29 protein-coding genes and 1 pseudogene are annotated in these 25,711 nt (G+C 68.0%); 16 read left to right on the top strand and 14 right to left on the bottom strand.

Going from position 1 to position 25,711, the window contains the following annotated elements:
* Window positions 1-50: 50 nt before the first annotated feature.
* Window positions 51-278, bottom strand: coding sequence for a DUF3107 domain-containing protein (locus tag BJ987_RS11905; protein WP_209888196.1), 228 nt, complete (start codon window positions 276-278; stop codon window positions 51-53).
* Window positions 279-378: 100 nt separating this feature from the next.
* A complete protein-coding gene (locus BJ987_RS11900) occupies window positions 379-927 on the bottom strand; it encodes a YceI family protein (RefSeq protein ID WP_209888193.1) in 549 nt (182 codons plus the stop codon).
* Window positions 928-1,088: 161 nt separating this feature from the next.
* Here BJ987_RS11900 and BJ987_RS11895 point away from each other — a divergent pair, with 161 nt between their 5' ends.
* From BJ987_RS11895 to BJ987_RS11885, 3 genes are all read left to right on the top strand, one after another.
* Window positions 1,089-1,937, top strand: coding sequence for a helix-turn-helix domain-containing protein (locus BJ987_RS11895; RefSeq protein WP_307869579.1), 849 nt, complete (start codon window positions 1,089-1,091; stop codon window positions 1,935-1,937).
* Window positions 1,938-2,103: 166 nt separating this feature from the next.
* On the top strand, window positions 2,104-3,696 hold the full coding sequence (locus BJ987_RS11890; protein WP_209888190.1) for a hypothetical protein: 1,593 nt from the start codon (window positions 2,104-2,106) through the stop codon (window positions 3,694-3,696).
* Between the two features lie 5 nt (window positions 3,697-3,701).
* Window positions 3,702-4,313 carry a class F sortase gene (locus BJ987_RS11885; RefSeq protein WP_209888187.1) on the top strand — a complete coding sequence of 204 codons (612 nt, stop codon included), beginning with the start codon at window positions 3,702-3,704 and terminating at the stop codon, window positions 4,311-4,313.
* 1 nt (window position 4,314) lies between these two features.
* On the opposite strand, the gene BJ987_RS11880 is transcribed toward BJ987_RS11885, so the two are convergent.
* From BJ987_RS11880 to BJ987_RS11870, 3 genes are all read right to left on the bottom strand, one after another.
* Window positions 4,315-5,016: a ferritin-like fold-containing protein gene (locus BJ987_RS11880; protein ID WP_209888184.1), complete on the bottom strand. Its 702-nt coding sequence runs from the start codon at window positions 5,014-5,016 to the stop codon at window positions 4,315-4,317.
* Window positions 5,017-5,065: 49 nt separating this feature from the next.
* A complete protein-coding gene (locus BJ987_RS11875) occupies window positions 5,066-6,118 on the bottom strand; it encodes a polyhydroxyalkanoate synthase family protein (protein WP_209888181.1) in 1,053 nt (350 codons plus the stop codon).
* Between the two features lie 124 nt (window positions 6,119-6,242).
* Entirely contained in the window at window positions 6,243-6,422 is a 180-nt protein-coding gene (locus tag BJ987_RS11870) for a hypothetical protein (protein WP_209888178.1), read from the bottom strand.
* Window positions 6,423-6,541: 119 nt separating this feature from the next.
* Between BJ987_RS11870 and BJ987_RS11865 the strand changes: the two are divergent.
* The 5 genes and pseudogenes from BJ987_RS11865 to BJ987_RS11845 all read left to right on the top strand — a co-directional run.
* Window positions 6,542-8,056, top strand: a pseudogene (locus BJ987_RS11865) (DEAD/DEAH box helicase); the annotation flags it as partial.
* Window positions 8,057-8,995: 939 nt separating this feature from the next.
* Complete coding sequence (locus BJ987_RS11860; RefSeq protein WP_209888173.1) at window positions 8,996-10,234, top strand: Rv3212 family protein; 1,239 nt, start codon at window positions 8,996-8,998, stop codon at window positions 10,232-10,234.
* Between the two features lie 173 nt (window positions 10,235-10,407).
* Window positions 10,408-11,019, top strand: coding sequence for an acid phosphatase (locus BJ987_RS11855; RefSeq protein ID WP_209888170.1), 612 nt, complete (start codon window positions 10,408-10,410; stop codon window positions 11,017-11,019).
* Window positions 11,016-11,513 carry a GNAT family N-acetyltransferase gene (locus tag BJ987_RS11850; protein ID WP_209888167.1) on the top strand — a complete coding sequence of 166 codons (498 nt, stop codon included), beginning with the start codon at window positions 11,016-11,018 and terminating at the stop codon, window positions 11,511-11,513. The genes BJ987_RS11855 and BJ987_RS11850 overlap by 4 nt, the downstream gene beginning before the upstream one ends.
* Before the next feature lie 112 nt (window positions 11,514-11,625).
* Window positions 11,626-12,264: an endonuclease V gene (locus tag BJ987_RS11845; protein WP_245365912.1), complete on the top strand. Its 639-nt coding sequence runs from the start codon at window positions 11,626-11,628 to the stop codon at window positions 12,262-12,264.
* Here BJ987_RS11845 and BJ987_RS11840 read toward each other — a convergent pair.
* Window positions 12,228-12,668 carry a hypothetical protein gene (locus BJ987_RS11840; protein WP_307869578.1) on the bottom strand — a complete coding sequence of 147 codons (441 nt, stop codon included), beginning with the start codon at window positions 12,666-12,668 and terminating at the stop codon, window positions 12,228-12,230. The two genes, BJ987_RS11845 and BJ987_RS11840, sit on opposite strands and share 37 nt — an antisense overlap.
* Before the next feature lie 39 nt (window positions 12,669-12,707).
* Between BJ987_RS11840 and BJ987_RS11835 the strand changes: the two genes are divergently transcribed.
* Both BJ987_RS11835 and BJ987_RS11830 read left to right on the top strand, forming a co-directional pair.
* A complete protein-coding gene (locus BJ987_RS11835) occupies window positions 12,708-13,652 on the top strand; it encodes a diacylglycerol/lipid kinase family protein (protein ID WP_209888162.1) in 945 nt (314 codons plus the stop codon).
* Between the two features lie 255 nt (window positions 13,653-13,907).
* Entirely contained in the window at window positions 13,908-14,162 is a 255-nt protein-coding gene (locus BJ987_RS11830; RefSeq protein ID WP_011211115.1) for a WhiB family transcriptional regulator, read from the top strand.
* 126 nt (window positions 14,163-14,288) lie between these two features.
* On the opposite strand, the gene BJ987_RS11825 is transcribed toward BJ987_RS11830, so the two are convergent.
* Both BJ987_RS11825 and BJ987_RS11820 read right to left on the bottom strand, forming a co-directional pair.
* Window positions 14,289-15,803, bottom strand: coding sequence for a sensor histidine kinase (locus tag BJ987_RS11825; protein WP_209888160.1), 1,515 nt, complete (start codon window positions 15,801-15,803; stop codon window positions 14,289-14,291).
* Window positions 15,804-15,820: 17 nt separating this feature from the next.
* Window positions 15,821-16,066: a biotin/lipoyl-binding carrier protein gene (locus tag BJ987_RS11820; protein WP_245365911.1), complete on the bottom strand. Its 246-nt coding sequence runs from the start codon at window positions 16,064-16,066 to the stop codon at window positions 15,821-15,823.
* A 62-nt stretch (window positions 16,067-16,128) separates the two neighbouring features.
* Between BJ987_RS11820 and BJ987_RS38195 the strand changes: the two genes are divergently transcribed.
* Window positions 16,129-16,203 carry a 50S ribosomal protein bL37 gene (locus BJ987_RS38195; protein ID WP_095887907.1) on the top strand — a complete coding sequence of 25 codons (75 nt, stop codon included), beginning with the start codon at window positions 16,129-16,131 and terminating at the stop codon, window positions 16,201-16,203.
* A gap of 129 nt (window positions 16,204-16,332) precedes the next feature.
* On the opposite strand, the gene rsrA is transcribed toward BJ987_RS38195, so the two are convergent.
* Window positions 16,333-16,596, bottom strand: coding sequence for a mycothiol system anti-sigma-R factor (gene rsrA / locus BJ987_RS11815; RefSeq protein ID WP_209898220.1), 264 nt, complete (start codon window positions 16,594-16,596; stop codon window positions 16,333-16,335).
* A gap of 8 nt (window positions 16,597-16,604) precedes the next feature.
* Entirely contained in the window at window positions 16,605-17,279 is a 675-nt protein-coding gene (locus BJ987_RS11810) for a sigma-70 family RNA polymerase sigma factor (protein ID WP_372446935.1), read from the bottom strand.
* Between the two features lie 205 nt (window positions 17,280-17,484).
* Between BJ987_RS11810 and ybaK the strand changes: the two genes are divergently transcribed.
* Window positions 17,485-17,976: a Cys-tRNA(Pro) deacylase gene (ybaK, locus tag BJ987_RS11805; RefSeq protein ID WP_209888156.1), complete on the top strand. Its 492-nt coding sequence runs from the start codon at window positions 17,485-17,487 to the stop codon at window positions 17,974-17,976.
* Window positions 17,977-18,118: 142 nt separating this feature from the next.
* Complete coding sequence (locus tag BJ987_RS11800; protein WP_209888153.1) at window positions 18,119-18,412, top strand: hypothetical protein; 294 nt, start codon at window positions 18,119-18,121, stop codon at window positions 18,410-18,412.
* A 24-nt stretch (window positions 18,413-18,436) separates the two neighbouring features.
* Here the strand turns inward: BJ987_RS11800 and BJ987_RS11795 are convergent, their stop codons facing one another.
* Window positions 18,437-19,231 (bottom strand): SOS response-associated peptidase, encoded by a 795-nt coding sequence (locus tag BJ987_RS11795; RefSeq protein WP_209888151.1) that lies wholly within the window; start codon window positions 19,229-19,231, stop codon window positions 18,437-18,439.
* A 172-nt stretch (window positions 19,232-19,403) separates the two neighbouring features.
* Here BJ987_RS11795 and BJ987_RS11790 point away from each other — a divergent pair, with 172 nt between their 5' ends.
* The 3 genes from BJ987_RS11790 to rsgA all read left to right on the top strand — a co-directional run bounded on the left by BJ987_RS11790 (window position 19,404) and on the right by rsgA (window position 23,294).
* The gene (locus tag BJ987_RS11790) at window positions 19,404-20,903 is read left to right on the top strand and encodes an aldehyde dehydrogenase family protein (protein ID WP_209888148.1); all 1,500 of its coding nucleotides are present in this window, start codon (window positions 19,404-19,406) and stop codon (window positions 20,901-20,903) included.
* Window positions 20,904-20,988: 85 nt separating this feature from the next.
* Entirely contained in the window at window positions 20,989-22,287 is a 1,299-nt protein-coding gene (gene aroA / locus BJ987_RS11785; protein WP_209888145.1) for a 3-phosphoshikimate 1-carboxyvinyltransferase, read from the top strand.
* Window positions 22,248-23,294, top strand: coding sequence for a ribosome small subunit-dependent GTPase A (gene rsgA, locus BJ987_RS11780; protein ID WP_372446851.1), 1,047 nt, complete (start codon window positions 22,248-22,250; stop codon window positions 23,292-23,294). The genes aroA and rsgA overlap by 40 nt, the downstream gene beginning before the upstream one ends.
* On the opposite strand, the gene BJ987_RS11775 is transcribed toward rsgA, so the two are convergent.
* The 3 genes from BJ987_RS11775 to BJ987_RS11765 form a co-directional block, all read right to left on the bottom strand.
* A complete protein-coding gene (locus BJ987_RS11775) occupies window positions 23,291-23,668 on the bottom strand; it encodes a nuclear transport factor 2 family protein (protein WP_307869577.1) in 378 nt (125 codons plus the stop codon). The two genes, rsgA and BJ987_RS11775, sit on opposite strands and share 4 nt — an antisense overlap.
* Window positions 23,669-23,720: 52 nt before the next feature.
* Complete coding sequence (bluB, locus tag BJ987_RS11770) at window positions 23,721-24,350, bottom strand: 5,6-dimethylbenzimidazole synthase (protein WP_307869576.1); 630 nt, start codon at window positions 24,348-24,350, stop codon at window positions 23,721-23,723.
* Window positions 24,351-24,431: 81 nt separating this feature from the next.
* Window positions 24,432-25,682, bottom strand: a complete 1,251-nt coding sequence (locus BJ987_RS11765; protein ID WP_209888136.1) for a fatty acid desaturase family protein — start codon at window positions 25,680-25,682, stop codon at window positions 24,432-24,434.
* Window positions 25,683-25,711 lie beyond the last annotated feature (29 nt).

Genomic DNA, 25,711 nt, shown 5'->3' with positions numbered 1-25,711 from the left:
CCGAGCCCCTGTCCGCTCCGGACAGGGGCTCGGTCGTTGCTGGGGGGACCCTAGACCGTGGCGAAGCCCACGCGGCCGCTGGCCGGGGTGCCGATCTCCACGTAAGAGACCTTCGAGGCCTGGATCAGGAACTTGCGGCCCTTGTCGTCGGTCAGCGACACCAGGCCGCCGTCGCCGGTCAGCGCACCGGACACCAGCGCCTCGACCTCCGCGGCGGTCTGCGAGCTGTTGATGATGAGCTCGCGCGGGCTATCCGAAATACCGATCTTGACCTCCACGGCCAACCTCCGAACCTAGAGTCCTGTGCTGTCGAATCAAGGCTAGTCCAGGGCATGTATGCCGGGGCACCAGCCTGCCTGCGCTGACAGCGAACACCGGCTACTTGGGTTCGATCAGCTCGATGTCGAGTTCGATCTGCACCTTGTCGCTGAGCATGCCGGGCATGTGGCCGCCGACGCCGAAATCGGTGCGCTTGATGCTGCCGGTGGCGGAGAACCCGGCGTGCCGCTCACCGGCCTGAGGGAAGTCCTGCACGCCGCCCCACTCGACCTCGAGGGTGACCGGCTGGGTGATCTGGCCCAGGGTCGCCTCTCCCTCGACGGTGAAGTTCTCGGCGATCTGGACCGGCCCGAGCGCGCGGAAGGTGAGCGTGGGGCGGTTCTCGACATCGAGGAAGTCGGCGTTGCGTACGTGCGCGTCGCGGTCGGCGTTGCCGGTGTCGAAGCTGTCCAGGTAAATGGTGGCGCCGAGGGTGGCGGCGCCGGATTCGTCCACGACGAACTCGGTCTCGAACTTGGTGAAGCCGCCGCGCACCTTGGAGATACCGAGATGGCGGATGGTGAAGGAGACCGTGGAGTGCGCGGTGTCCAGCGCCCAGGCGCCGGGCTTCAGAGTCGAGGTGGCAGTGGTGGATTCCGAAGTTGTCATGGCAACCACCCTCGCCGTGACCGCGGCCGGTAACCAGACCGCCGTTATCCTGGGATTCGCAGTGCGGGGATAACGCGACCACGTACTTTCGGCCTGTGAGAAATCTATCCAGGCACTGACAGGGCGAGGCAACGGGTCCGCGGACGAGGCACCATGGAGCGGTGGCAGAGGAGAACTTGTTCGCCGATTTCCTGATCGCCCGGCGCAACGAGCTGCGCCCGGCCGATGTCGGGATGCCGGCCGGCGGCCGGCGGCGCACCCCCGGGCTGCGCCGGGAGGAAGTCGCGGTGCGCGCCGGTGTCAGCGTCGACTATTTGGCCCGGCTGGAACAAGGCCGCGACCGCAACCCGTCGGCCGCGGTGATCGGCGCGCTCGCCGACGCACTGCTCCTCGACGACGCCGATCGCCGCCACTTCAGCATGCTCGCCCTCGCCTCCGGCACGGCCTCCGCCTGCAGCGAGGATTCCGCCCTCTGCCCCGGCGCCAGTACCCCGCAGGAGCAGTTGCCGGAGTCCATCGAAGCGATTCTGCGGTCCTTGAATCCCACACCGGCTTTCGTCGTCGGCCGCCGCCTCAATGTGCTCGGCTGGAATTCGGCCTGGGCCGATTTCGTCGAACCGCTCGGCATGCTGGACGAGGAGCACGGGCCCAACCTCGCCTGGTTCACGTTCATGAACCCGAACGCGCGTACGGTCATCCGGGATTGGTCGGGTGCCGCGGATCATTTCGTGGCCGCATTGCATCTCGCGAAATCGCGCTGGCCCGCCGACGGCACTTTGCGCGCGACCATCGAAGCGCTCCGGAAAGACCCGGAATTCGCCAAGCGCTGGAGATCGCACCGTCCCGGCGAAGACGCCTCCGGCACATTGCATTTCGATCATCCCGAGCACGGCTCGGTGGCCGTGCCGTTCGAGATGCTCGCCGCCGACCGGGATCAGAGCATCGTCGTGTGGTTGACCGACAAGCTCGAGACCGGCGCGCGCGGGCTGCGACTGGTCGCCAACGAATGATCGGCAACACCCGGTAACAACTGTTCGCTGGGCGACGACATTGGTGCAGGCGCTGAACAAGTCGCCTGCACGGCGCACGTGCGTTCTGGTTGCCCGACGTTGTCGGGGCAAGGGCGACCCCGCTTCCCGGCGCCGGAAGCAACGAAGTGAGAGGGTCGTAAATCTGATGTCGGAGCGTTCTATCGCCATGTCTCGACTACGGCGGCTGGCTGCCGCCGGCGCCGTTCTAGCGCTCGCCACCGGAGTAGCCGGTCCCATCGCGGCCGCCGAGCCGACCTCGGCGGCACCGGCGCCGTCCACCGGCGCCACCGCGCCGTCCACCAGCGCACCCGGGTTGCACCTGAATCTGCCCAAGCCCGAGGTCTCGGTCCCGTCGCCGGAACTGCCGGATGTGACTGTGCGAGTGCCTGTTCCGACGGCACAGGTCCAGGTTCCGCCCGTGACGCTGCCGTCCCCGGAAGTGCGGCTTCCGAGTCCCGCCGTGGCCGTGCCGTCCATCGACGTGCCGCTCGCCACCCAGCCGCAACCGGGCGGTGTGCAAGGTGAAACCGGAATCCACATCGACGCCACCGCGGCGTTGACCCCGGCCGATGTGGACGCCCGCGCACAGGCCGCGCTCGCGGTCTCCGCGGCGGCCGGTGCCACGGCGAACGCCGAGCAGGCGCACGCCGCCGCGGCCGCGACCGCCGCCGCACGTCCCGATGATTCGGTCGCGCAGGCCGCGGTCGTGTCGGCCCAGGCGAACCTCGAAGCGTCGCGCGCCGCGGCGGTTTCGGTCGAGGCCGAGCAGGAATTCGTCGTCGCCACCCAGGTCACCGCCACGGCACAGGCGGATGTGGCGGCGGCGCAAGCCGCCGTCGTCGCAGCGCGGAAAGCCGCGGACGAAGCCGCCGCCGCCGCTCGTGCGGCCGCCGACAAAGCCGCCGCCTTGGGCGCGGAGGCCGCGGCGGCCACCGGCGCGGAGGCCACCCTGAAGATCGAAGCGGCCGCCCAGGCCCAGGTGGAGGCGGTCGCGGCCGCGGAACTCGCGGCCAAGGCCGAGGTTGCCGTCGAGGCGGCGCTGGCAGCCAAGGTGGCGGTCGAGAAGATCGCCGCGAAGGCGGCGGCGCAGGCAGGCATTGCCGCGGCGGCCAAGGCCTCGGCGGCGGTCACCGCCGCACAGGCCGGAGTCGCCGGCGTGACGGCGAAGCTGAACGAGCTGCAGCTCGCCGCCAAGGCGGCCCTCGACGCTTCGGCCGCGGCGCAGGCCGGGATCGACGCGGCGCTCGCACTGCGGCTGAAAGCCGACGCCGACGCGGCGGCGGCGCTCGTCACCGAATGGCAGGTCAAGTTGGGCGCCGCGAACGCGGCGCTCACTGCCGCGCTGCAAGCTCAACTCGATCTGAAAGCGCAGCTCGAGGCCGCGATCGCCGCCGGTGTCGCACTCGTCACGACGTTGAACCTGGGCGGCGAACTGCTCACCGGCATCAGCATCACCAAGCTGACCGAAACGCTGATCATGCTCGGCGGCGGTGTGAAATTGGTCGGAGTCTTCCACGGCAACGGGGAATTCGAGGTCGTCGACTACTACAAGACCGACGGCAACGGTGTCGAAACCCTGGCCGGGGAACTGCCGCCGGTCGAACTGGCGCTCGGCGACTCCCAGGATGACGGCTCGAAGCTGCCGATGATCGTGGCCATGGCGGCGGGCGTGGGTGTCTTGGGCGTGGCCGCGACGGCAACCACACTTGTGGTGCGCCGCAAGCGGATTCGCGGGTAAGACGCATGCGTGCCGCCCGCCTCTGGCTGGTGGGTGCGGCCGTGCTGTGCGCGGTCGCGGGCTGTGGCGAGGACAGCGTGTCGTTGCCACCCCCGGACCGCGCACCGGTGCCGTCGCATATCGTCGCGACGGCGCCGGACGGTGCGGTGATCGAACCGGCCGAGCCGACCGATATCGAAGTGCGCTCCCCCACCGGCGAGACCTATTTGAGCAGCCCGCTGCACCCCGAGAAATTGCTGCGCGGCGGCGCCGGTGGACAGCAGTTGAATCCGGTCGACGAATTGCCGGTGTGGTGGGGCGAAAGTGGTTTGCCGGGAACGGAAACCAAGCAGACAGTCCTGGTGGCCGGGCACAACTACGCGAAACGCGCGGCGCCTTTCCGGGCCCTGCGGGTGGTCCGGCCGGGCGACCTGGTCGTGCTCCGCACGCCCAACGGAGTGCTGGAGTACACGGTGGAATCCGTTGGCCCGCTGCCGAAAGGCTCGTTGCTCAGCCGGCACGAGCTACGCAAAGCGGTACCGGGCCGACTGATTCTCGCCAACTGTGATGTCGTCGATGGCGAACCCACCGACGACAACTATTTCGTGATCGCGCAATCAACCCGGCCCACAGGCTGATTCAGAGGCCCAGGACAGCCATGCGCTTGGCGTGGCTGTCCTGCATGCGTTCGAACAAGGCGGCGATGCCGTTGAGATCACCGGCCGAGCCGAGCACCAGTTCGGTGAGCTCGTCGCGCTGCGCCATCACGTACTGCGCCTGGGTGATCGCCTCGCCCAGCAGGCGGCGGCCCCACAGTGTGAGCCGGTCGCGTTCGGACCTGCTGGTCTGCACGGCGCTGCGGACCTCTTCCACCACGAACTCGGAGTGGCTGGTCTCGGCGAGCACATCGCGCACCACGTTGGCCACGTCGTCGGGCAGCGAGTCGGCGATCTCGGTGTAGAAGTCGGCGGCGATGCCGTCACCGACGTAGAACTTCACCATCGACTCCAGCCAGGTGGAGGGGTCGGTGGACGCGTGATAGGCATCCAGGGCGCGCACGAACGGCGCCATCGCGTCGAAGGCGTCGGCGCCGCGTGCGGACAGCGCCGCCTCCAAGGTCTCGAAGTGGCGCATCTCGGAGGCCGCCATCTTCGCTACCGCGATCTTGCCGCGCAGCGTCGGCGACAATTTGGCCTCTTCGGTCAGCCGGTAGAACGCCGAGATCTCGCCGTAGGCCAGCACGGCGAACAGGTCGGTGACGCCGGGGTGGTCCGATTCGATCGGCGCGAGGGCCTGATCGGTCAACGAAAATCCCCTTGCTCCCGAACTCTGTGCTCCCATAGCCGCCCAGCGTAGTCGCGTTCGGGGAAACCTGTGGCCCGCGCTCCCCTCAGAGCTCGGACAGGAATTTGTCCAGGTACGTCCACGTGGTGTCGCGGGCGGTCTCGCCGGTGAGGATGCCCAGGTGGCTGCCCGGCGCGGTTTCGTACCGCAGTGAGGCGGCGCCGGTGAGCGTGCGGGTACCCGCCTCGACGGCGGCGGCCGGGGTGATGACGTCGGACGGTCCGCCGACCAGCAGGACGTGCGCGGTGACGTCGGCCAGCGCGATGGTGCGTTCGCCGAGGCGCAGAACGCCGTTGCCGATGTCGTTGTGCAGGATGAACCGGCCCCACAGCTGGCCGTAGAAGCGGCCCGGGTAGCCGGGCATCTCGGCCATGAAGCGGTCGATGGATTCCATCTTGGCCAGGGTTTCGGTGCGGGCGATATTGCTCGCCACGAACCAAGGGCGGGTGAGTTCGCGGTCCCACGCGGTGACCCTGTAGGCCGCGCGGGTGAGCCCGGCGGGGATGCCGCCGATCGCGCGGACCGCGGTGGAGGTGGCGATGCCGCCGGTCAATTTCGCGACCGCGCGCAGTTGCGGGATACCGGTCATCTTGTCGTAGTTCAGCGGTGCGCCGACCGCGGTGACCGAGCGGATCGGCAGGTGCGCGTGCGCGGCCGCGGTCAGCAGCGCGAGGGTGCCGCCGATGGACCAGCCGATCAGATCGACGGGTGCGCCGCCGCGATCGGCGGAGGCGCGCAGAATCGCGTCGGGCAGGATGTCGTCGATCCAGTCCTCGAAGCCCAGCCTGCGGTCGGCGAAGGTGATTTCGCCGTAGTCGACGACGTAGGGCGCGCGGCCGGTTTCCAGCAGGAATCGGGCCAGGCTCTGTTCGGGGCGCAGGTCGAAGCAGGTCGCGGGGGCGGCCAGTGGCGGAACCAGCAGGACCGCGGAATCGCTTGCCGCGCTGGATGTTTCGTCTCCCTCGAAACGCCGCAGCAGACGGTGCGGTGCGTCCCACAGCACGGTCGACGGCGTGGGATTCGGGGCTTCGACGCCGGGGCCGAAAGTCAGCGCCCAGACATTGCGCGCGGCGATTGAGACGGTGTCAGCGAAACTCACCCGAAGAATGTCTCACACATCCTGATACCGGCGGTAACACGCACGACCGGTTTGTCCGTAATTACCGGTCTCCACGGGCGCGATTTCGGAATTACGCAGGCGGCAATTCGGGGCGCGCACCATATCACGCTACAATCACCATGGACAACGGAAAGTTTCGCGCCTGGAGCGGCGAATCCCGCTGTCCGAGAAAATGTGCGCGCACCAGATCCGCATCACCCTTGCCCGCGCCGATGTCCCAGGTAGCTGCCGTATCCACGGCACCCGTCGCGAACATCGTGCCAGCGGCCCGGACGGTGAACATCACAGGCGGATACGTGGTCATCGCGGGCCGGCCGGCCCGCCCCACGCCTCGTGCGCGCGTGACGCGCTACGAGGAAGGCACGAACCCTGAGCAAGATCACTGTCGAACAAGAGCCCGGTCTGGCGGAGACCCTATTGACCGCCGAACTGGATGAATCGCACCTCGGCCCCACATTCGCCGAATTGGGCGTCCGCGACGAAATCGTCCGCGCGCTCGCCGAGATCGGTATCGACCGCACCTTCGCCATTCAAGAACTGACCCTGCCGCTGGCCCTGGCCGGCGAAGACCTCATCGGCCAGGCCCGCACCGGCATGGGCAAGACCTTCGGTTTCGGCGTCCCGCTGCTGCACCGCCTGGCCACCGCCGACACCGGCACCACGCCGCTGGACGGCACACCCCGCGCACTGATCATCGTGCCGACCCGAGAGCTGTGCATCCAGGTCACCTCCGACCTGGTGAACGCCGCCAAGTACCTGAAGAACCATCAGGGCTCGCTGAAGGTCGCCTCGATCTACGGCGGACGCCCCTACGACACCCAGATCGCCGCGCTGCGGGCCGGCGTCGACGTGGTCGTGGGCACCCCCGGCCGCCTGCTGGACCTGGCCAACCAGAACCACCTGATCCTCGGCAAGGTCGGCGTGCTGGTGCTCGACGAAGCCGACGAGATGCTGGATCTGGGCTTCCTGCCCGATATCGAGCGCATCCTCACCATGGTTCCGGACAAGCGCCAGACCATGCTGTTCTCGGCCACCATGCCGGGCCCGATCATCACCCTGGCCCGCACCTTCCTCACCAAGCCCACGCACATCCGGGCCGAGGAAGCCCATGCGTCCTCGGTGCACGATCGGACTACGCAGTTCGTCTACCGGGCGCACGCGCTGGACAAGAGCGAACTGGTGGCCAAGATCCTGCAGGCCGAGAGTCGCGGCGCCACCATGATCTTCACCCGCACCAAGCGCACCGCGCAGAAGGTGGCCGACGAACTGGCCGACCGTGGTTTCGCGGTCGGTGCGGTACACGGTGACCTCGGGCAGATCGCGCGCGAGAAGGCGCTGACCAAGTTCCGCACCGGCAAGATCGACGTGCTGGTCGCGACCGACGTGGCCGCGCGCGGCATCGACATCGACGATGTCACCCACGTCATCAACTATCAGTGCCCGGAGGACGAGAAGACCTACGTGCACCGCATCGGCCGTACCGGTCGCGCCGGGCGCACCGGTGTCGCGGTCACCCTGATCGACTGGGACGAGTTGAACCGCTGGGCCGGTATCGACAAGGCGCTCGGGCTGGGCATTCCGGAACCGGTCGAGACGTACTCGCGCTCGCCGCATCTGTTCACCGATCTCGGTATTCCCGCCGATGCGACGGGTCAGGTCCGCAAGGCCAAGCCCGCGCGCGACGAGGACGCCGTCGTCGTGGAGCGCGAACCGCGTGCCCCGCGCAAGCGCAACCGCAGGCGGACGCTGCGCGGTCAGCCGCTGGACGAAGCCGCCGAAAACGGCACCGGCAACGAGGAAACCGCTGCCGCCGAACCTGTTTCGGACGACACCGCGGCGCCTACCCGCCGTCGCCGCCGCCGCGGCAAGTCGAGCGGCGACGCCGAGGCCGCGACCAGCAACGGCGACACCTCAGCTGTGACGAGCAACGGTGACACCGAAGCCATGGTCGAGAGCGTCGACGCGGGTTCGGACAGCGCGGATCAACCGGCCCGCCGCCGTCGCCGCCGCCGCAAGCCCGCGGGCGAGGGCGCGGCCGCCGAGGTCACTGAGGCCACCGGCACCGAGCTGGTGTCGGCCGAGGTCGCGCCGGAGGAGAAGCCCGCACGCCGACGCACCCGTAAGGCCGCGGACGCCGAAACCACCCACAACGGTGATGGCAAGCGCGCGGACACCGAAGCCGCGGACACCGGTGCGGGCAACACCACGGTCGCCCAAGCCGCGGGCAGTGGTGTCAGCGAGGCCACGACCGCCCACAGCGCGGGCACGAGTGACCTCGAGGCCACAGCCGCCAAGGCCACGGACAACGGTGACAGCACCACGGCAAGCGAAACCGCGAGCCAGGGTGACGGCGAACCCGCCGAGGCCCCGGTCAAGCGTCGACGCACCCGCAAGCCCGCCGCCGACACCACGGACAACGGCGAGAGCACGGCCACAGCCGCCCAAGCCACGAGCAACGGCGACAGCACGGCCACGCTCGATGAAACCGCGAACCAAGGCGACGGCGAACCCGCCGAGGCCCCGGTCAAGCGTCAGCGCACCCGCAAGCCCGCCGCCGACACCACGAGCAACGGCGACAGCACGGCCACGGTCGGCGAAACCGCCAGCCAGGGTGACGGCGAACCCGCCGAGGCCCCGGTCAAGCGTCGACGCACCCGCAAGCCCGCTGCCGAAGCCACGGCCGAGAACGGCAGCGTCAACGCGGAAAATGGTGCTGCGGAAGCGGATTCGGAGGAGAAGCCGGTCCGTGCCCGGCGTCGTCGCAAGCCCGCGGAGGAGAGCGCCGACAACGGTGCGGTGGCGAGGTCGGGCGCGACCACTTCGGCATAATTCGGCGGATCCGCTACTCTCGCAAACGTGCTCGCACCCGAGCGGCGAACGCGCGCCGACATCATCTCCGCAGTCGCGATCGCCACGCTCGTGGTGGTCGCGGCGCTGGTGGTGTGGGCCCGTGGCGATGCCACCGGCACCGAATCGGTGACCGCGGCGACCCCGGCGTCGGCGCCTCCCACCGCGGATAAATTGCCTGCGTCCCTGCATGAGCTCTGGCACGCGCCGGCCGACGCCGCGCCCCGGGCGATGATCTCCGGGGGCGCGGTGATCACCGGTGCGGGTGGCACCGTCACCGGGCGCGATCCGCGCACCGGCGCCGAACTGTGGCGGTACCGCCGGGATATGCCGCTGTGCGGTATCGAATCCCAATTCGGCACGGTCGTGGCGGTGTACAAGGATCAGCGTGGCTGCAGTCAGGCCACGCTGCTCGCCGGCGACAACGGCGACCGGCGCACCGCGCGCAGCAGCTATATGGACCCGGCGGTGCGCTTGTCCGTCGACGGCACGTACACGCTGGCGCAGGGCGAGAAGCGCTTGGAGATGTGGCGTTCGGATCTGGTACGCACCCTCGAGTACGGGTATGTCGACGCGCCGGTGAACGTGAAAACCCAACCGCGCAAAGACTGCACACTGCTCTCCGCGGGGTCGAGCCCGTCCCGGCTGGCGGTGCTGGAACGCTGCCCGGAGGACGCCGGCGTCAACCGGCTGACCGTGCTCAATCCGGCACCCAAAGACAACACGGTGCCCGAGGAATACGGCTCGCGCCTGCTCAACGGGCCCGGCGCGGATTCGCCCGAGGCCCGGGTGATCGCGGTCTCGGACAGCCGCATCGCGCTGTATCTGCCCGGCGTCACCCAGCCCGGCGGCGAGACCACACCGCCGCGCCTCGCGATCTACGATTCGACCGGCAATCCGGTTGTCGTGCACCAGCTTTCGGCTCCGCTGGCGGCAAACGCCAGTACCGTGCGCATCGGTTCGGCCTACCTGGTGTTCACCGGCAACAGCCTGATCGCCTTGCACGCGAGCACGTTCGATCCGATGTGGACCGCTCCCGGCGCGCTCGGCACCCCCGCGTTGATGGCGGGCAAGCTGCTGTTGCCCGTCGCGGGTGCGATCGTGGCGCTCGACCCAGCCAATGGCGCTGAGGCGCAACGCATTCCGGTCGACCGCGCCGGGTACGACGGTTCCCCCATCTCGCTGGCGGTGGCCGGCGGGATCGTGCTCGAGCATCGCGGCGCGGACCTGTACGCCCTCGGCAGCTGACTCCCCGCGGCCCACTGATCCTGCGCACCACCGCCGGAGCCGAGCGCGGCACGCGGCACCTGGCACCGCTCGGGCGGCTGCGTCGTCCGAGATCGACCGCTTGCTGCCACCGGCAGGGGTCACTTCGACGAGTGACAGTCGGATCCGGTCCGCGCTTCGAGCATGATGGAGACATGTCCGCACGCGACGACGCCCGACTGGTCCTGCTCCGGCACGGTGAGACTGCCTGGTCCAGGCAACGCCAGCACACCGGCCGCACCGACCTGCCGCTGACCGAGCTCGGCGAGGAACAGGCCAGGGCCGCCGGGCCATTGCTGGCCGAGTTGAAGCTGCGTGATCCGCTGGTGCTGGTCAGTCCGCTCCGGCGGGCAGTACGCACCGCGGAACTCGCGGGGCTCGGCGATTTCACGCTCGACGACAACTTGGTCGAATGGGATTACGGCGAGTACGAGGGGCTGACCACCCCGCAGATCCGCGAGAGCGCGCCCGGCTGGACCATCTGGACCGGCACCGTGCCCGGTGGCGAATCGGCGGCGCAGGTGCGAACCCGCGCCGATCGGGTGCTCGCCACCGCGGAGCCGGAGTTGGCCGAACGGGACGTGGTGCTGGTCGGCCACGGGCACTTCTCCCGAGCCCTGATCACCCGCTGGGCCGAGCTGGAACTGATCGAAGGCCGCCGCTTCGCCATGTCGACGGCCGCGACCAGCGTGCTCGGCTACGACCACGGCGACCGAACCATCCACGCGCACAACCTCGTTCCACAGCTGAATGGAGCCAACCGATGACTCACCCGGGCCACGCCGTCATCCGCCGCGCCACCCCGGCCGACGTGCCCGCCATGGTCGACCTCGTCTACGACCTGGCCGAATACGAGCGGGCCCGGGAGGAGTGCACCCTGACCGTCGACCAGCTGCACAACTCGCTGTTCGGTTCCGCGCCGGCGCTTTTCGCGCATGTCGTCGAGGACGAGACGGGCGTGGTCGGCACCGCCATCTGGTTCCTGAACTTCTCCACGTGGAAGGGCACGCACGGCATCTACCTGGAGGATCTCTATGTGAAGCCGGAGACCCGCGGTAAGGGCTACGGCAAGGCGCTGCTCGCGGCGCTCGCCAAGGAGGCGGCGGACAACGGCTACAGCCGGGTGGATTGGGCGGTGCTCACTTGGAACAGCCCGTCCATCGAGTTCTACCGTTCGCTCGGCGCCGTCGAACAGAACGACTGGGTCGGCTACCGCCTGGCCGGTGGCGAGCTCTTGCGGCTGGCGAAGCAAGCTCGGTGACCATCACCAATCTATATGGGCGAGAACGTTCTCGTTCTCGGGGCGCGGATTCGGGCGGGCGACGATGCGGGTGACGACGCCGGAAACCTGGCCCGCCACGGCGGAGGAAGCCATGGCATTACAGGACCGGTTGCGTCCCCTCGTCGACCAGACCGATCCGCGCCCACCGGAATTCCGGACTGTCGCCGGACTGGACTCGGCCTATGACGAGTCCGGCGTGGTCGCCGCGGCCGCGGTCGTGCTGGACGCGAGCACACTGGATCCGCTCGAAACCGCCGTCGCGCACGGCGCCACATCGTTTCCCTACGTCCCCGGCCTGCTCGCCTTCCGGGAACTGCCCACCTCGCTGCTCGTCCTCGAAAAGCTTGCCACCACACCGGATCTGCTGGTCTGCGACAGCCAGGGGCTGGCCCATCCGCGCCGCTTCGGCTTCGCCTGCCACCTCGGCATCCTCACCGGTGTCCCGACCATCGGCGTCGCGAAAACGGTGTGGGGCACCTACACCGAGCCGGAGCCCGAACGCGGCAGCGCCACCGACGTGCGTATCGACGGTGCGGTCGTCGGCCGCGCGCTGCGGACCAGAACCGGTGTGAAACCGGTCTTCGTCTCCGTCGGGCACCGCATCGATCTGGACACCGCCTGCGCTCAGGTCTTGGCGCTCACCCCGAACTATCGCCAGCCCGAGACCACCAGGCAGGCCGACCGGCTCTGCCGTCAGGCCTTGCGCTCCGCGCTCGGGTCGACCCCGTAGGCCTCGGTCATCCAGCGGTTCGAGGCGGGCGCGAACAGCAAGCCCAGTGCGGCGATCGCGACAATGCCCAGCAGCGTTCCGTAGACCGGCTGATGCGAGTCGGTGAGCAACGACCAGGCCACCGGCAGCAGCAGGATCTGCGCGATCACCGCGATGGCACGGCCCCAGCGGTGGCCAGTCAGCAAGCCCACACCGGCGGCCAGCACCGCGCCGCCGAGGATGCCGAACCACGCCGCGGTGCCGTAGCCGCTGGTCGCGGACTGGTCGTGCCCGAGCAGGCCGCGCACCACCAGCACGATCGCCACGGTCACCGCGACACCGCCCTCGAGCGCGACCAGTCCGCCCGCGCCGCGCACCGTCGCGGGCACACCCGCGTTTGCCGCATTCCTGTCGCTGTCAACCACGCGCCAAGCCTACGAGACGCGCCAACTAGGCTTCCGACCGTGCGGACCCTGCTGATCGTGAATCCGAATGCCACTTCCACCACTCCGGAGACTAGGGATCTGCTGGCACACGCGCTGGAGAGCCGCACACAGCTGACCGTTGCGCACACCCAGCATCGCGGCCACGCGGCGGAGCTGGCGCAGTGGGCTTCCACCAACGAAATGGACCTGATCGTCGTGCACGGTGGCGATGGGACGGTGAACGAGACGATCAACGGTTTCCTGCCGCTGCCGCAGGTCGAAGACGATCAGGTCTGGCGGCCCCGGCTGGGTGTCATTCCCGGCGGGTCCGCGAACGTCTTCGCCCGCGCGCTGGGTATCTCCCCCGACCCGGTGACCGCGACCAATCAGCTGATCGACCTGCTCACGGTGAACCGGGACCGCAAGATCGGCCTGGGCCTGGCCGACGATCGCTGGTTCACCTTCAGCGCGGGCGTCGGGCTGGACGCCGATGTGTGCGAGGCGATCGACGCCAGCCGCGCCAACGGCCATCCCGCCACTCCGGCACGCTACCTTCGCACAACTGTTCGGCAATTCTTCCGCGCCAAAGGCAAGGAGCCCAGCGTCCGGGTGCAGATTCCCGGACACGCGCCGGTCGATGAGGTTCATTACGCGTTCGTAACGAACACCAGTCCGTGGACCTACCTGAACGACACCCCGGTGCACACCAATCCGGGCACCACCTTCGAGGCGGGTCTCGGCGTGTTTGCCATGCGGTCGATGGATGTCCTGCCGACCCTGCTGCTCGCCCGGCAGTTGCTCGCCACTGACGGAAATCCCAAGTCGCGCAATTTGTTTCGGCAAGACGATGTGCCCTCGGTCCGAGTCGAGTCGCCGGTGCCGATCGGCCTGCAAATCGATGGCGACTTTATCGGCAAGCGCAACGTGGTGGACTTCACCTCGGTGTCGGGTGTACTCGAAGTAGTGGCCCCACAGCCTCGTTGAAGAAGAAACGCGATGTGAAACATCACGTTGCGCTGCGAAAACCGGGGAGAGCGAGTACAAAGGAGCCCGCAGGTTCCCGCGTTGGGAACTTTGAGAGCGTGAGCTTCCCCACGGTGCACCGGATACCTATTGACATCTACGGTGTTCGTGAAAGCATTCACAAGCAACCGTGCGGAAACTTCTCCGTTGCACAAATGAACGATCCACAAACCATCAAATGGCGCCATTTGCGGCGCCCAGCAAAGGAGCAGAGGAATGGACTGGCGCCACAAGGCCATCTGTCGTGACGAGGACCCTGAGCTGTTCTTCCCGGTGGGTAACAGTGGTCCTGCGCTCGCGCAGATTGCCGATGCCAAGCTGGTCTGCGCTCGCTGCCCCGTCACTGCCGACTGCCTGTCCTGGGCCCTGAAGTCCGGTCAGGATGCCGGCGTGTGGGGTGGTATGAGTGAGGATGAGCGCCGGGCGCTCAAGCGTCGTAACGCACGCACCCGGACCCGCACCGTCGTCTAGAGAGTACGACGACACGGCGTTGACCGGGCCATCAGCCCCCGGCCCGGGAACGCATTCGGCCCGGCACCTCAGAGGTGCCGGGCTTATTTGCGCCACCAACGAATTCGAACACCGCGACCGCGCTGGTCAGCGACCGGTCCTGCGCCCCAACGGAACTCGTAGCACGGCATCGGTGCCGACATCGGCGCCGGGGTGCAGGCCGATGGAGCCGCCCAGTTCCGCCGTGACCAGCGTGCGCACGATCTGCAAGCCGAGCCGGTCGGAGGATTCCAGGCTGAAACCGGCGGGCAGACCCCGGCCGTCATCGCTGATGATCACATCCAGCCAGCGCGCCGAGCGCTCGGAACGGATTGTCACCGTGCCGTTTTCGCCCGAATCGAAGGCGTGCTCGATCGCGTTCTGCACCAGCTCCGTGAGCACCATCACCAGCGGCGTCGCGCGTTCGGCGGAGAAGACGCCCAGCGAGCCCGCGCGGCGCACCTTGATCCGGGTGGTGTGCACGGTGGCGACATCGGCCATGATCGGCAACAGCCGGTCTACGACCTCGTCGAGATCGACCTCTTCGTCCACCGACATGGACAGCATTTCGTGCACGGAGGCAATGGAAGTCACCCGGCGCACCGATTCGGTGAGCGCGACCTGCGCCTCCTCGTTCTCGGTGCGGCGGGCCTGCAGGCGCAGCAGCGCGGCCACCGTCTGCAGGTTGTTCTTCACCCGGTGATGGATCTCTCGGATGGTCGCGTCCTTGGACAGCAGCGCGCGGTCGCGGCGCTTCACCTCCGTGACATCACGGACAAGTACCGCGGCACCGGCCAATTCGCCGTGCGGGCGCAATACCAGGGTGCGCAGCAGCACGGTGGCGCCGCGCGCCTCGACCTCCATCCGGCGACCGGTGCGCCCGGCCAGCGCCGCCTGGATATCACCGACCACCTCTTGGGCGTCGAACGGATCGGTGATCAGCGAGCGCGTGGTGACCGCGAGATCCTGGCCGGCCAGATCGCTCTGCAGACCCATCCGGTGGTAAGCCGACAGCGCGTTCGGGCTGGCGTAGACCACGGTGCCCTCGGTGTCCAGGCGGATGAAACCGTCACCGGCGCGCGGACTGGAATGGGTGGCCGCACGATCCTCGGTGGTCGGAAAGGAGCCGTCGGCAATCATCTGGCACAGGTCGTCGGCGCAGGCCACATAGGCCATCTCCAGGGTGCTGCGGACCCGGGAGCGCTGCATGTCGGTGTCCCGGGAGAGCACCGCGATCACGTCGTCGCCACAGCGCACCGGGATGGCCTCGCGGACGGCGTGCACCGGATGCGGGTGATAGACGCCCGCCGCCTCGCCGTCCCGGTCCGCGCGCACGACCTTGCCGCTCATCAGCGCGTCGAAGACCTGGGGATAGTCGTCGGGAGTGGCGGTGGTGCCGACCCTGTCCTCGAGATGCACGGTCGCCGCGGTGGTCGGGCGGCACTGCGCGACGCACACCACATCGGCGCCGTCGTTGACCGGCCCGGCCCCGACCCACAGCAGCAGGTCGGCGAAGGACAGATCGGCGAGCAACTGCCAGTCCCCCACCACCCGTTGCAGATGATCCACCGCTTGACCGGGAAGATCGGTGTGTTCGGCAAGTAGCTCGCTGAGGGTCGACACGGGGATCTACGTTTCGATCAGGAGATCACGGCGATGAGATCGCCTGCCTGCAGGACCTGGCCGGGCTGCACCGCGACCTCGGTGACCTCGCCCTCGACCTCGGTCAGGACCGGGATTTCCATCTTCATGGACTCGAGCAGGATGAGCGCCTGATCGACGTGCACCTTGTCGCCGACCCGCACATCGACGGTCAGGACAGTCGACACCATCTCCGCGCGCACTTCCTCGGCCATGGATACCCCATCTTTCGGTTCGGTCTGCATCCGCTGAAGGTACAGCCAACCACACGTGAAAGAATGGCCTTCAATCAGAAGGGAGCCTACTCATGGGTAAGCGTGGACGTAAGAAGCGCAGCCGCAAGGGAAGCGCAGCCAACCACGGCAAGCGGCCCAACGCCTGACCCGTAGCGACCGCGTCGCCGGTCGCTCGAACGGTCAGCCGTAGCGCACGTGTGAAAACACCGAGCGGCCCGCACTTCCTCCGGGAAGCGCGGGCCGCTCAATGTTTTACGGCTGGGTTTTACGGCTGGTCAGGCCTCTTCGGTCTTGATCTCGGTGATCGTGATCGATCGGCGGATCTCGATGCTCAACCGGTCGCGCAGCGAATCCGGTGCGCGATCGCCGCCACACTTACGACTGAGCAGGCCCTTGACCTTCTCCTCGATGCCGTAGGCCTCGATGCAGGGCGAGCAGTGGTCCATGTGGTGCTGCAACCGAGCGCGGGTGGCGTCGTCGCACTCACCGTCGAGCATCAGCCAGACATCGGCCAGAACGGCACGGCAGTCGAGCTCCATGTCGTCACTCACTGCTTGACCTCCTGCCGTTCACCGCGGTTGAACCCGCGCTCGCGCGCCACGTCGGCGAGCAGACCCTTCAGTTGCTTGCGGCCGCGGTGCAGCCGGGACATCACGGTACCGATGGGGGTGCCCATGATGTCGGCGATTTCCTTGTAGGGGAAGCCTTCGACGTCGGCGTAGTAGACCGCCATCCGGAACTCCTCGGGAAGTTCCTGCAGCGCGGCCTTGATGTCGTCGTCGGGCAACGCGTCCAGCGCCTCCACCTCGGCCGAACGCAGGCCCGTCGAGGTGTGCTCGGCGGTCGCCGCGAGCTGCCAGTCGGTGATCTCTTCGGTCGGGTACTGCGCGGGCTGGCGCTGCTTCTTGCGATAGGAGTTGATGTAGGTGTTGGTGAGGATCCGGTACAGCCAAGCCCGCAGGTTGGTGCCCTCCCGGAAGCTCTTGAAGCCCTGGAACGCCTTGACGTAGGTCTCCTGCACCAGGTCCTCGGCGTCGGCGGGGTTCCTGGTCATACGCAGCGCGGCGCCGTAGAGCTGGTCCAGCATCGGCAGCGCGTCACGCTCGAACCGCTGTGCCAGTTCCGCCTCGTCGACGGCGGCGGCCGGACCGTCGTCCACCACGTCTTCGTCGCTCGTCACACCTGTCCCTTCGATAGCCGTACCTGCCAAATCTACCGGCATCGGCACAACGATCGGGAACTGCGTGTCTCCCGGAGTGGCCCCGGTCCATACCGGACGTTCGTCGAGCAGTACGGGCACCGACTTCTCCTTACACGTCAACAACTGGCTGATATGGCATGCAACAGGCACGGGCGCCCCGGTGTTCCCGGCCGCGGTTACCTGCCCCGCTGGCTCGGTCTCCTGCTATCCCCATACAGTCACACCCATGGCTGGAGCCTCGACACCGGCGATCCGCACCCTGACCGAAGCCGGGGTGGCGCATCGCGTGCATGCCTATACCCACGACCCGCGCTCGGATTCCTACGGCACCGAGGCCGTCGACGCGCTCGGCGCGGAACTCGGCGTGCGGCCCGAACAGATCTTCAAGACATTGGTGATCGAATTGTCCACCGGGACACTGGCGGTCGCGGTGCTGCCGGTGCCGGACACCTTGTCGCTCAAGGCGGCGGCCGCCGCGCTGGGCGCGCCGAAGGCCACCATGGCGGACAAGACCAAGGCCGAGAAGACCACCGGCTATGTGCTCGGCGGCATCTCGCCGCTCGGGCAGCGCAAGCGGTTGCCGACAGTGCTGGACGAGTCGGCGCTGCGGTGGGACCGGATGCTCTGCAGCGCGGGGCGGCGCGGCCTGGAAATCGACCTCGCACCGGCGGACCTGGTGCGGCTCGCGGCGGCGGTTACCGCTCCCATCACCGCCTGAGCGAAAACAGACTGTGTGGCATCCAACAGCTGGTCGCCGATCTGTGCGCTAATTATCGAGGCAGCGCACCGCTCGGTCAGCCGGGCGGCGCGATCGAGCTCCAGCTAGGTCCGATTCGTCCGACCCGAGGATGTGATGCTCAATGTTGTCTCAGCACCATCTCGTCTCCCGCTCGCTCGTCGCGGCACTGGGAGCGACCGCTTTGGCTCTCGGCCCGATGGCCGCCATCCCGGCGAGCGCCGATCCGGTGATCATTCAGGTCAATCCGGGCCAGCAGGACGCCCCCGGCAAGAAGGCTCCCAACGAGGCCGAGCAGAAGGCGGAGAAGGCCGAGAAGCTTGGCGGCGGGCTCGTCACCCGGGCCATCGACCTGGGCGCGGGCGTCATCAAGTGCGGTTTGAGTCTCGCCACCGAAGCGGTGCCCTGCAAGATCTGACTACCCGACGCGCGGCCGAGCGGATCAGAGCAAACTGATCTGTTCGGCCGTTTTCGTCGCGTCGTCCAGGGGCTCGAGCAACTCCGGACCGTTGTTGCGCACGCTGTTGACCAGCTGTGCGACCGGCCGCGCCACGATTCCGGCGACCACGTCGGGGGTGGGCGTCGCCAGCAAGTCGGCCGGGGCCGGGTGATCCGGATCCAGCCAGGCATCCCAGTGTTCGCGCGGCATCGGTAACGGCATCCGGTCGTGGATGCGGGTCAGATCGCCGACCGCGTCGGTGGTGAGAATGGTGCAGGAGAGCAGCGGATCGCTGTCGGGCAGGGATTTATCCCGCCACACCGACCACAGCCCGGCCATATAGAGCCGGGAACCGTCGGCGTTGGCCATGAAATAGGGCTGCTTCGCCACCTTGCCCTTCTTGCCGGTGTCCGGTTCGACCAGCCACTCGTACCAGCCGTCCATCGGGACCAGGCAGCGGCGATACTTCACCGCGTCGCGGAACGAGGGCGTGGTCGCGGCCTTGTCGGCCCGCGCGTTGAACAGTGGTTTTCCCTTGACGGGCACGCCCGGCTCGGCGGCCTTGGTCCACACCGGGACCAATCCCCAACGCATGCGGCGGATCCGCAATTTCGGGTCGTCGTCGGGGTGGCCGTGTTCGTGCCGCTCCACTACGGTCAGGACCTGGGTGGTCGGCGCGACGTTGTAATTGGTGAAATTGTTTCCGCCCGAATCGTTTTCGCTACCTGTCTCGTCGAGAGCATCCAGTTCCACGGCGAGCTTGCCGGGGTTCGTGGTGGTCGCATATCGTCCGCACATATCTCGATGGTCCCACTATCCGCTGACACTTTCCGGGACCGATCGAAGTCAGCTGGTGACCTGGTGAGAGTTTTGGCATAACATCCTCTCATCGGATGGGGTGGATCACACCTCGTCCACGCCGGTGCGCGCACCGACCGGGCCGCCGCAGAGGTAAGAGGAGAGTTTCACCGTGACCACCACCGAGACCACCCCAGAAACGTTGCTGACATCGGTCGATCCGGCCACCGGGGAAGTCATCGCCACCTACACCGTCGACGACGAGGAGGCGGTGCGCGCGGCCGTCGCCAAGGCCCGCGCCGCCGCCGGCACCTGGGGCGCGCTCAGCTACGGCGAACGCCGCAAGTATCTGCAGCGCTGGGAATCCCAGCTCGTCGCCGACTCCGAGGCGTTCTGCACCCTGATCCACCGGGAGAACGGCAAGCCGCTCGATGACGCCTTCCTGGAGCTGATGCTGGCGCTCGAGCACATTGCCTGGGCCGCCAAGAACGCCAAGAAGGTGCTGGGCTCGAAGCGGGTCTCCCCCGGCGCGCTGATGTCGAATTTCTCCGCGCGGCTCGAGTACCGCCCGCTCGGGGTGGTCGGCGTCATCGGGCCGTGGAACTACCCGGTCTACACCCCCAACGGTTCCATCGGTTACGCGCTCGCCGCGGGCAACACCGTGGTGTTCAAGCCGAGTGAGTACTCCACCGGTATCGGCAACTTCCTGGTCGAGGCCTTCAAGAAGGCGAATCCGGAACTGCCCGAGGGCGTCTTCGAGACCGTCAACGGCTACGGCGCGACCGGCGCCGCGCTGGTCCGGTCCGGCGTCGACAAGATCGCCTTCACCGGGTCCACCGCCACCGGCAAGCGGATCATGGCCGCCGCCGCGGAAACCCTGACCCCGGTGCTGCTCGAGTGCGGCGGCAAGGACGCGGTGATCGTCGCGGGTGACGCCGATGTGAAGGCCGCCGCCGACGCGGTGGCCTGGGGCGCCACCGCCAACAGCGGGCAGACCTGCGCCGGCGTGGAGCGGGTCTATGTGGATCGTTCGGTGCGCGAGGAATTCGTCGCCGAGGTCAAGCGCATCCTCACCGAAGTGAAGCCGGGCTCGGGCGCCGGGGCGCACTACGGTCCGATGACCATGCCGAGCCAGATCGATATCGTGCGCCGGCACATCGAGGACGCGCTGAAGAAGGGCGGCACCGCGGTGCTCGGCGGCCCGGAATCGGTCAAGGGTCCGTTCATCGAGCCGGTCGTGCTGGTCGACGTGGACGAGGACTCCGAGGCCGTGGCCGAGGAGACCTTCGGCCCGACCGTCACCATCAAGACCGTCGACGGCATCGACGAGGCCGTGGAGCTGGCCAACAAGTCCAAGTACGGACTGTCCTCGGCGGTGTACTCGAAGAAGAGCGGCCTGGAAATCGCGCGCCGGCTGCGCGTGGGCGCCACCTCGGTGAATTCGGTGCTGGCCTTCGCCGCCATCCCCGGTCTGCCCTTCGGCGGCGTCGGCGATTCCGGTATCGGCCGGATCCACGGCGAGCCGGGCCTGCGCGAGTTCGCGCGCCCGCACTCGATCGCCATGCAGCGCTTCGCGATTCCGGGTATGGCGCTGCTGTCCTACTCGCGCAGCGAGTCCACCATGAACCTGCTCCGCAAGATGGTGCCGTTCCTGCACGGACGGCACAAGTAGGCAGTACGGTCGGTCCAGCCGCACCGGAACCCCTTGCCGGTGCGGCTGGTCTTATTCCGCGACCGCCCGCGTGTCTGTCGGGGGGATGGGCGAAGATGGACCTGTGACTTATTGGCAAGCGCCCCATGTCGATGTTCCCGTCCACGCCACCGTTACTTTGCCCGGATCGAAATCGATCACGAACCGGGCTTTGATCCTGGCGGCCCTGGCGGACGGCCCCTCGACGATCACCGGTGCGCTGCGCAGTCGCGATACCGATCTGATGATCGAGGCGCTGCGGGCCATGGGCACGAGCATCGAGGGCGACGGTGACACCGTGACCGTCACCCCGGAGCCGCTGGGCGGCGGCTCCGTCGACTGCGGCCTGGCCGGCACGGTCATGCGTTTCCTGCCGCCGGCCGCGACGCTGGCCACCGGAGCCGTGTCCTTCGACGGTGACACCCAGGCCCGGGCCCGCCCGCTGCGCACCATCCTCGACGCGCTGCGTGGTCTGGGCGCCGACATCGACGGCGATACCCTGCCGTTCACCGTGCGGGGCAAGGGCGCGCTGCGCGGCGGCACCGTCACCATGGACGCGTCCGGTTCCTCGCAGTTCGTCTCCGGCCTGCTGCTTTCGGGTGCGCGGTTCGACGAGGGTCTCACCGTGCACCACGACGGTAAGGCGCTGCCGTCCATGCCGCATATCGAGATGACGGTGGAGATGCTGCGGCGCGCCGACGTATCGGTGCAAGCCCCGGCCGACAGCCGTCAGGCGCAAACTTGGACCGTGCACCCCGGCCCGATCCGTGCGGTCGACTGGGAAGTCGAACCGGACCTGTCGAACGCGACCCCCTTCCTGGCGGCCGCGGCGATCACCGGCGGCGAGGTCAGCATCCCGCACTGGCCGCGGATCACCACCCAGCCGGGTGACGTCATCCGGGAGATCCTGGTCCGCATGGGCGCGGAGGTGGGCATCGTCGACGGCATCCTCACCGTGCGCGGGCCGGACCGGCTCGCGGGCATCGACATCGACCTGCACGACGTCGGCGAACTCACCCCCACCGTGGCCGCGCTCGCCGCGCTCGCCGAATCCCCGTCCGTACTGCGCGGCATCGCGCATCTGCGCGGGCACGAGACCGACCGGCTGGCGGCTCTGTCCACCGAGATCAATCGACTCGGTGGCAAGGTCACCGAGACAGCGGACGGGCTCGAGATCGTTCCGGCCGAATTGCACGGCGGCCGTTGGCATTCCTACGCCGACCACCGGATGGCGACCGCGGGTGCGATCCTCGGCCTGAAGGTGCCGGGCATCGACATCGAGGACATCGGCACCACCGCCAAGACGCTGCCCGGTTTCGTGGAGCTGTGGGAGCAGATGCTCGATCCGAGCGGAGTGTCGCACTGAGCGGGCGGAGTTCGTCGAGCTACGACGAATCCGATGTCCGGGTTCGTCCCGGTAAAAGCTCCCGTCCGCGCACGAAAACCCGTCCGCGGCACAGTGACGCGGAGGCGGCCATGGTGGTCTCGGTGGACCGCGGCCGCTGGGGGTGTGTGCTCGGCGGGGATCCGGAGCGCTTGATCGTCGCGATGCGCGCCCGCGAATTGGGCCGGACCCCGATCGTGGTGGGTGACCAGGTGGACGTGGTCGGTGACCTGTCCGGCAAACCCGACAGCTTGGCCCGCATCGTGCGGGTCGGCGAGCGCCGGACGGTATTGCGCCGCACCGCGGATGACACCGATCCGTTCGAACGCGTCGTGGTCGGCAATGCCGAGCAGCTGTTCATCGTGGTCGCGCTCGCCGACCCGCCGCCGCGTACCGGATTCGTGGAGCGGGCCATGGTCGCCGCGTATGCCGGTGGGCTGCAACCGATTCTGTGCCTGACCAAGCACGATCTGGCCGCCGAGTCCGATTTCGCCTCCGCCTTCGACGATCTGGACCTGACCATCGTCTACGGCGGCGTGGACGACCCGCTGGAACCGGTCAACGCGCTGCTCGATCACAAGCTCACCGCACTGATCGGGCACTCCGGCGTCGGCAAGTCCACGTTGGTGAATCGCCTTGTGCCCGACGCGGATCGAGCCGTCGGCATCGTCTCGGGTGTCGGCAAGGGCCGGCACACCTCCACCCAGTCCGTCGCCCTGCCCTTGCCCGCGGGCGGCTGGGTGATCGACACCCCCGGCGTCCGCTCCTTCGGTTTGGCCCACATCACCCCCGACGACGTGATCGCCGCCTTCACCGACCTCGCCGACGCGATCCAGGACTGCCCGCGCGGCTGCACCCATCTCGGGCCGCCCGCCGACCCGGAATGCGCCCTGGATCAGCTCCCGGGCAAGGAACGCCGGGTCGAGGCCATCCGAATCCTGCTGACCGCGTTGACTTCCAACGAATCCTGGCAGCGTCCCGCCGATTAGTGCCCGTCGGCCTGCTTGGGCGCGAACGGCCATTCCTCGAACCAGGTGCAGCGGCCGACCGAGTCGAAACACAGGATCCACAGGTCCCGCCAGTGCGCGGGGTCGTCGTGCTCGTACTCCACCTCGACCCGGACGACGGCCGTATCCCCGTCTACCGCGACGACTTCGGCTTCCATCGTGAAGGCCTCGTCCGGTCCGTCGCGCCCTTTGTCCCAGAACTCGGCCAACGCTTCGAGGCCGTCGATCGGATCGGCCCAGGGCGACACCAGATATCCCACGCCGGGTGCGAAGAGGCCGTCGAGCGATTCCGTGCCCGGCGTACGCCAGGCCCGCTCGTATTCCTCCACCCATGCCTGCACGGCAGTGCGGTCCACCGGCACAAGGTACCGGATCACGGGCGTACGCAACGGTATTGCCGCGCCGGTCCTAGCCGCCGAAGGTCTCCCGGTGGATGGCTTCCGACAACGGCCGACCGGCACGCCAGCCGAAGCGTTCCAGGTCGGGGACCTCCTGGAACTCGCGCACTGGGCCGACGCACAGCCAGGCGACCGGCTGGATGCCGCCGGGCAGGCCGACCAGGGCGGTGAGGAATTCCGGGTCGTAGAAGGAGACCCAGCCGACGCCGATCCCCTCGGCGGTGGCCGCGAGCCAGAGATTCTGGATCGCGAGAACCGCTGAGTACACCCCGGTTTCGGGGATCGTCGCGCGGCCGAGCACCTGCGGGCCGCCGCGGTCGTGCTGATAGGTGACGACGATGCCGGTACCCGACTCGGTGATGCCTTCGATCTTGATGGGGTCGAAGGTGGCGGCCCGCTCGGGCGGCAGGGCGGCGTGGAACTCGACGCGCTTCTCCGCGACATGGTCGGCGAACTTGCCGAGCGTCCCCGGATCCCGCACCACGATGAAGTCCCATGGCTGCGAGTTCCCGACACTCGGCGCACGATGGGCGGCGTCCAGGATGCGCAGCAGGGTGGCCTCGTCCACCGGATCGCCGGTGAACTCCGCCCGCACATCCCGGCGCCGCCGGATGATCTCGTACAACTGCTCAGCACTCACCGGTTCAGTCAAGCAGTGGCGAGGCGGAATCCGGCGAGGGGGCCACCGCGCCGATCGAGGCCGACCGGCGCGCCGGGTTACTTAGACCGACACCGGTTCGCGGCGACGGCTGATCCGGCGCCGACCCTCGGTGAGGGCCGTGCGCAGGCCGCGACGCTGTCCGGTGGCCGGGTCGATCACGGGCGCACCGCCGAAAGCCTTCTCCGACTTGGTTTCCGGCGCGTCGTCGGTGGTGTGGCGCAGGTACTTGTTGGGCAGCGACAGCTTCATGATGGTGCGCCACGACTTGAAGTACTGCACCGGCAGCGATCCGGTGGTGTAGGGCAGGTCGTACTTGTCGCACATGGCTCTCACCCGGACCGCGATACCGGCCAGGCGGTTGGACGGCAGGTCCGGGAACAGGTGGTGCTCGATCTGGTGGCTGAGGTTGCCGGTCATGAAGTGCATGAGCTTGCCACCGGAGATGTTGGCCGACCCCAGCATCTGACGCAGGTACCACTCGCCCTGGGTTTCGGTGTCCACGTCGCCCCGGGTGAACTTCTCGGCGCCGTCGGGGAAATGGCCGCAGAAGATGACCGCGTTGGTCCACACGTTGCGGATCACGTTGGCGGTCAGGTTCGCGGTCAGCGTGCCGAAGAAGGCGGGACCGGTGAGCAGCGGGAAGATCAGGTAGTCCTTCGCGGCCTGCTTGCCGATCTTCTTCAGGACCAGCCTGCGGTCCTCCTCGAACTGGAGCCGCTCGGGACTGCCCGGCGCCCACTTCTTCTTGGCGACCTTGCCGAGCTCCAAATGCTGGATGGCGACGCCGTATTCGAAGAACATCTGCAGCAGCAGGTTGTACACCGGCTGGCCCAGGTAGAACGGCGACCAGCGCTGATCACGGGTGACGCGCAGCAGGCCGTAGCCGATGTCGTCGTCCATGCCGAGCACGTTGGTGTACTTGTGGTGCAGGAAGTTGTGCGTGATCTTCCAGTGCTCGGACGGGCCCGCGTTGTCCCACTCCCAGTTGGTGGAGTGGATTTCCGGATCGTTCATCCAGTCCCACTGGCCGTGCATGACGTTGTGGCCGATCTCCATGTTCTCGATGATCTTGGCCGTGCCGAGCAGTGCGGCGCCGGCGAACCAGGCCGGCGGGAACAGGCTGAAGAACAGCACACCGCGCCCGCTGATTTCCAGGGCACGCTGTAGCCGGATCACATTGCGGATGTAGCGGGCGTCGCTTTCACCACGTGCTGACTCGACCTCACGGCGAATGGCATCGAGTTCGGCCCCGATCGCTTCGACATCCTCCGGGGTGAGGTGTGCGTATTCCTTGACATCCGAGATCGCCATGTCGGTTACAGTACCGTAAGTTACGAGAC

This window comes from Nocardia goodfellowii (assembly GCF_017875645.1).
GTDB classification, from domain to species: domain Bacteria; phylum Actinomycetota; class Actinomycetes; order Mycobacteriales; family Mycobacteriaceae; genus Nocardia; species Nocardia goodfellowii.
The sequence above is the reverse complement of the archived record's forward strand: the minus strand, read 5'-3'. Positions and strand labels throughout refer to the sequence as shown.

What these genes read in the sequence shown, in the direction of transcription:
- BJ987_RS11900 (WP_209888193.1), bottom strand. Translation starts at nt 927, where the DNA reads ATGACAACTTCGGAATCCACCACTGCCACCTCGACTCTGAAGCCCGGC.
- BJ987_RS11890 (WP_209888190.1), top strand. Translation starts at nt 2,104, where the DNA reads ATGTCGGAGCGTTCTATCGCCATGTCTCGACTACGGCGGCTGGCTGCC.
- BJ987_RS11885 (WP_209888187.1), top strand. Translation starts at nt 3,702, where the DNA reads ATGCGTGCCGCCCGCCTCTGGCTGGTGGGTGCGGCCGTGCTGTGCGCG.
- BJ987_RS11880 (WP_209888184.1), bottom strand. Translation starts at nt 5,016, where the DNA reads ATGGGAGCACAGAGTTCGGGAGCAAGGGGATTTTCGTTGACCGATCAG.
- BJ987_RS11870 (WP_209888178.1), bottom strand. Translation starts at nt 6,422, where the DNA reads ATGTTCACCGTCCGGGCCGCTGGCACGATGTTCGCGACGGGTGCCGTG.
- BJ987_RS11855 (WP_209888170.1), top strand. Translation starts at nt 10,408, where the DNA reads ATGTCCGCACGCGACGACGCCCGACTGGTCCTGCTCCGGCACGGTGAG.
- BJ987_RS11850 (WP_209888167.1), top strand. Translation starts at nt 11,016, where the DNA reads ATGACTCACCCGGGCCACGCCGTCATCCGCCGCGCCACCCCGGCCGAC.
- BJ987_RS11845 (WP_245365912.1), top strand. Translation starts at nt 11,626, where the DNA reads ATGGCATTACAGGACCGGTTGCGTCCCCTCGTCGACCAGACCGATCCG.
- BJ987_RS11830 (WP_011211115.1), top strand. Translation starts at nt 13,908, where the DNA reads ATGGACTGGCGCCACAAGGCCATCTGTCGTGACGAGGACCCTGAGCTG.
- BJ987_RS11820 (WP_245365911.1), bottom strand. Translation starts at nt 16,066, where the DNA reads ATGCAGACCGAACCGAAAGATGGGGTATCCATGGCCGAGGAAGTGCGC.
- rsrA (WP_209898220.1), bottom strand. Translation starts at nt 16,596, where the DNA reads ATGGAGCTCGACTGCCGTGCCGTTCTGGCCGATGTCTGGCTGATGCTC.
- BJ987_RS11810 (WP_372446935.1), bottom strand. Translation starts at nt 17,279, where the DNA reads ATGCCGGTAGATTTGGCAGGTACGGCTATCGAAGGGACAGGTGTGACG.
- ybaK (WP_209888156.1), top strand. Translation starts at nt 17,485, where the DNA reads ATGGCTGGAGCCTCGACACCGGCGATCCGCACCCTGACCGAAGCCGGG.
- BJ987_RS11800 (WP_209888153.1), top strand. Translation starts at nt 18,119, where the DNA reads ATGTTGTCTCAGCACCATCTCGTCTCCCGCTCGCTCGTCGCGGCACTG.
- BJ987_RS11795 (WP_209888151.1), bottom strand. Translation starts at nt 19,231, where the DNA reads ATGTGCGGACGATATGCGACCACCACGAACCCCGGCAAGCTCGCCGTG.
- aroA (WP_209888145.1), top strand. Translation starts at nt 20,989, where the DNA reads ATGGGCGAAGATGGACCTGTGACTTATTGGCAAGCGCCCCATGTCGAT.
- BJ987_RS11765 (WP_209888136.1), bottom strand. Translation starts at nt 25,682, where the DNA reads ATGGCGATCTCGGATGTCAAGGAATACGCACACCTCACCCCGGAGGAT.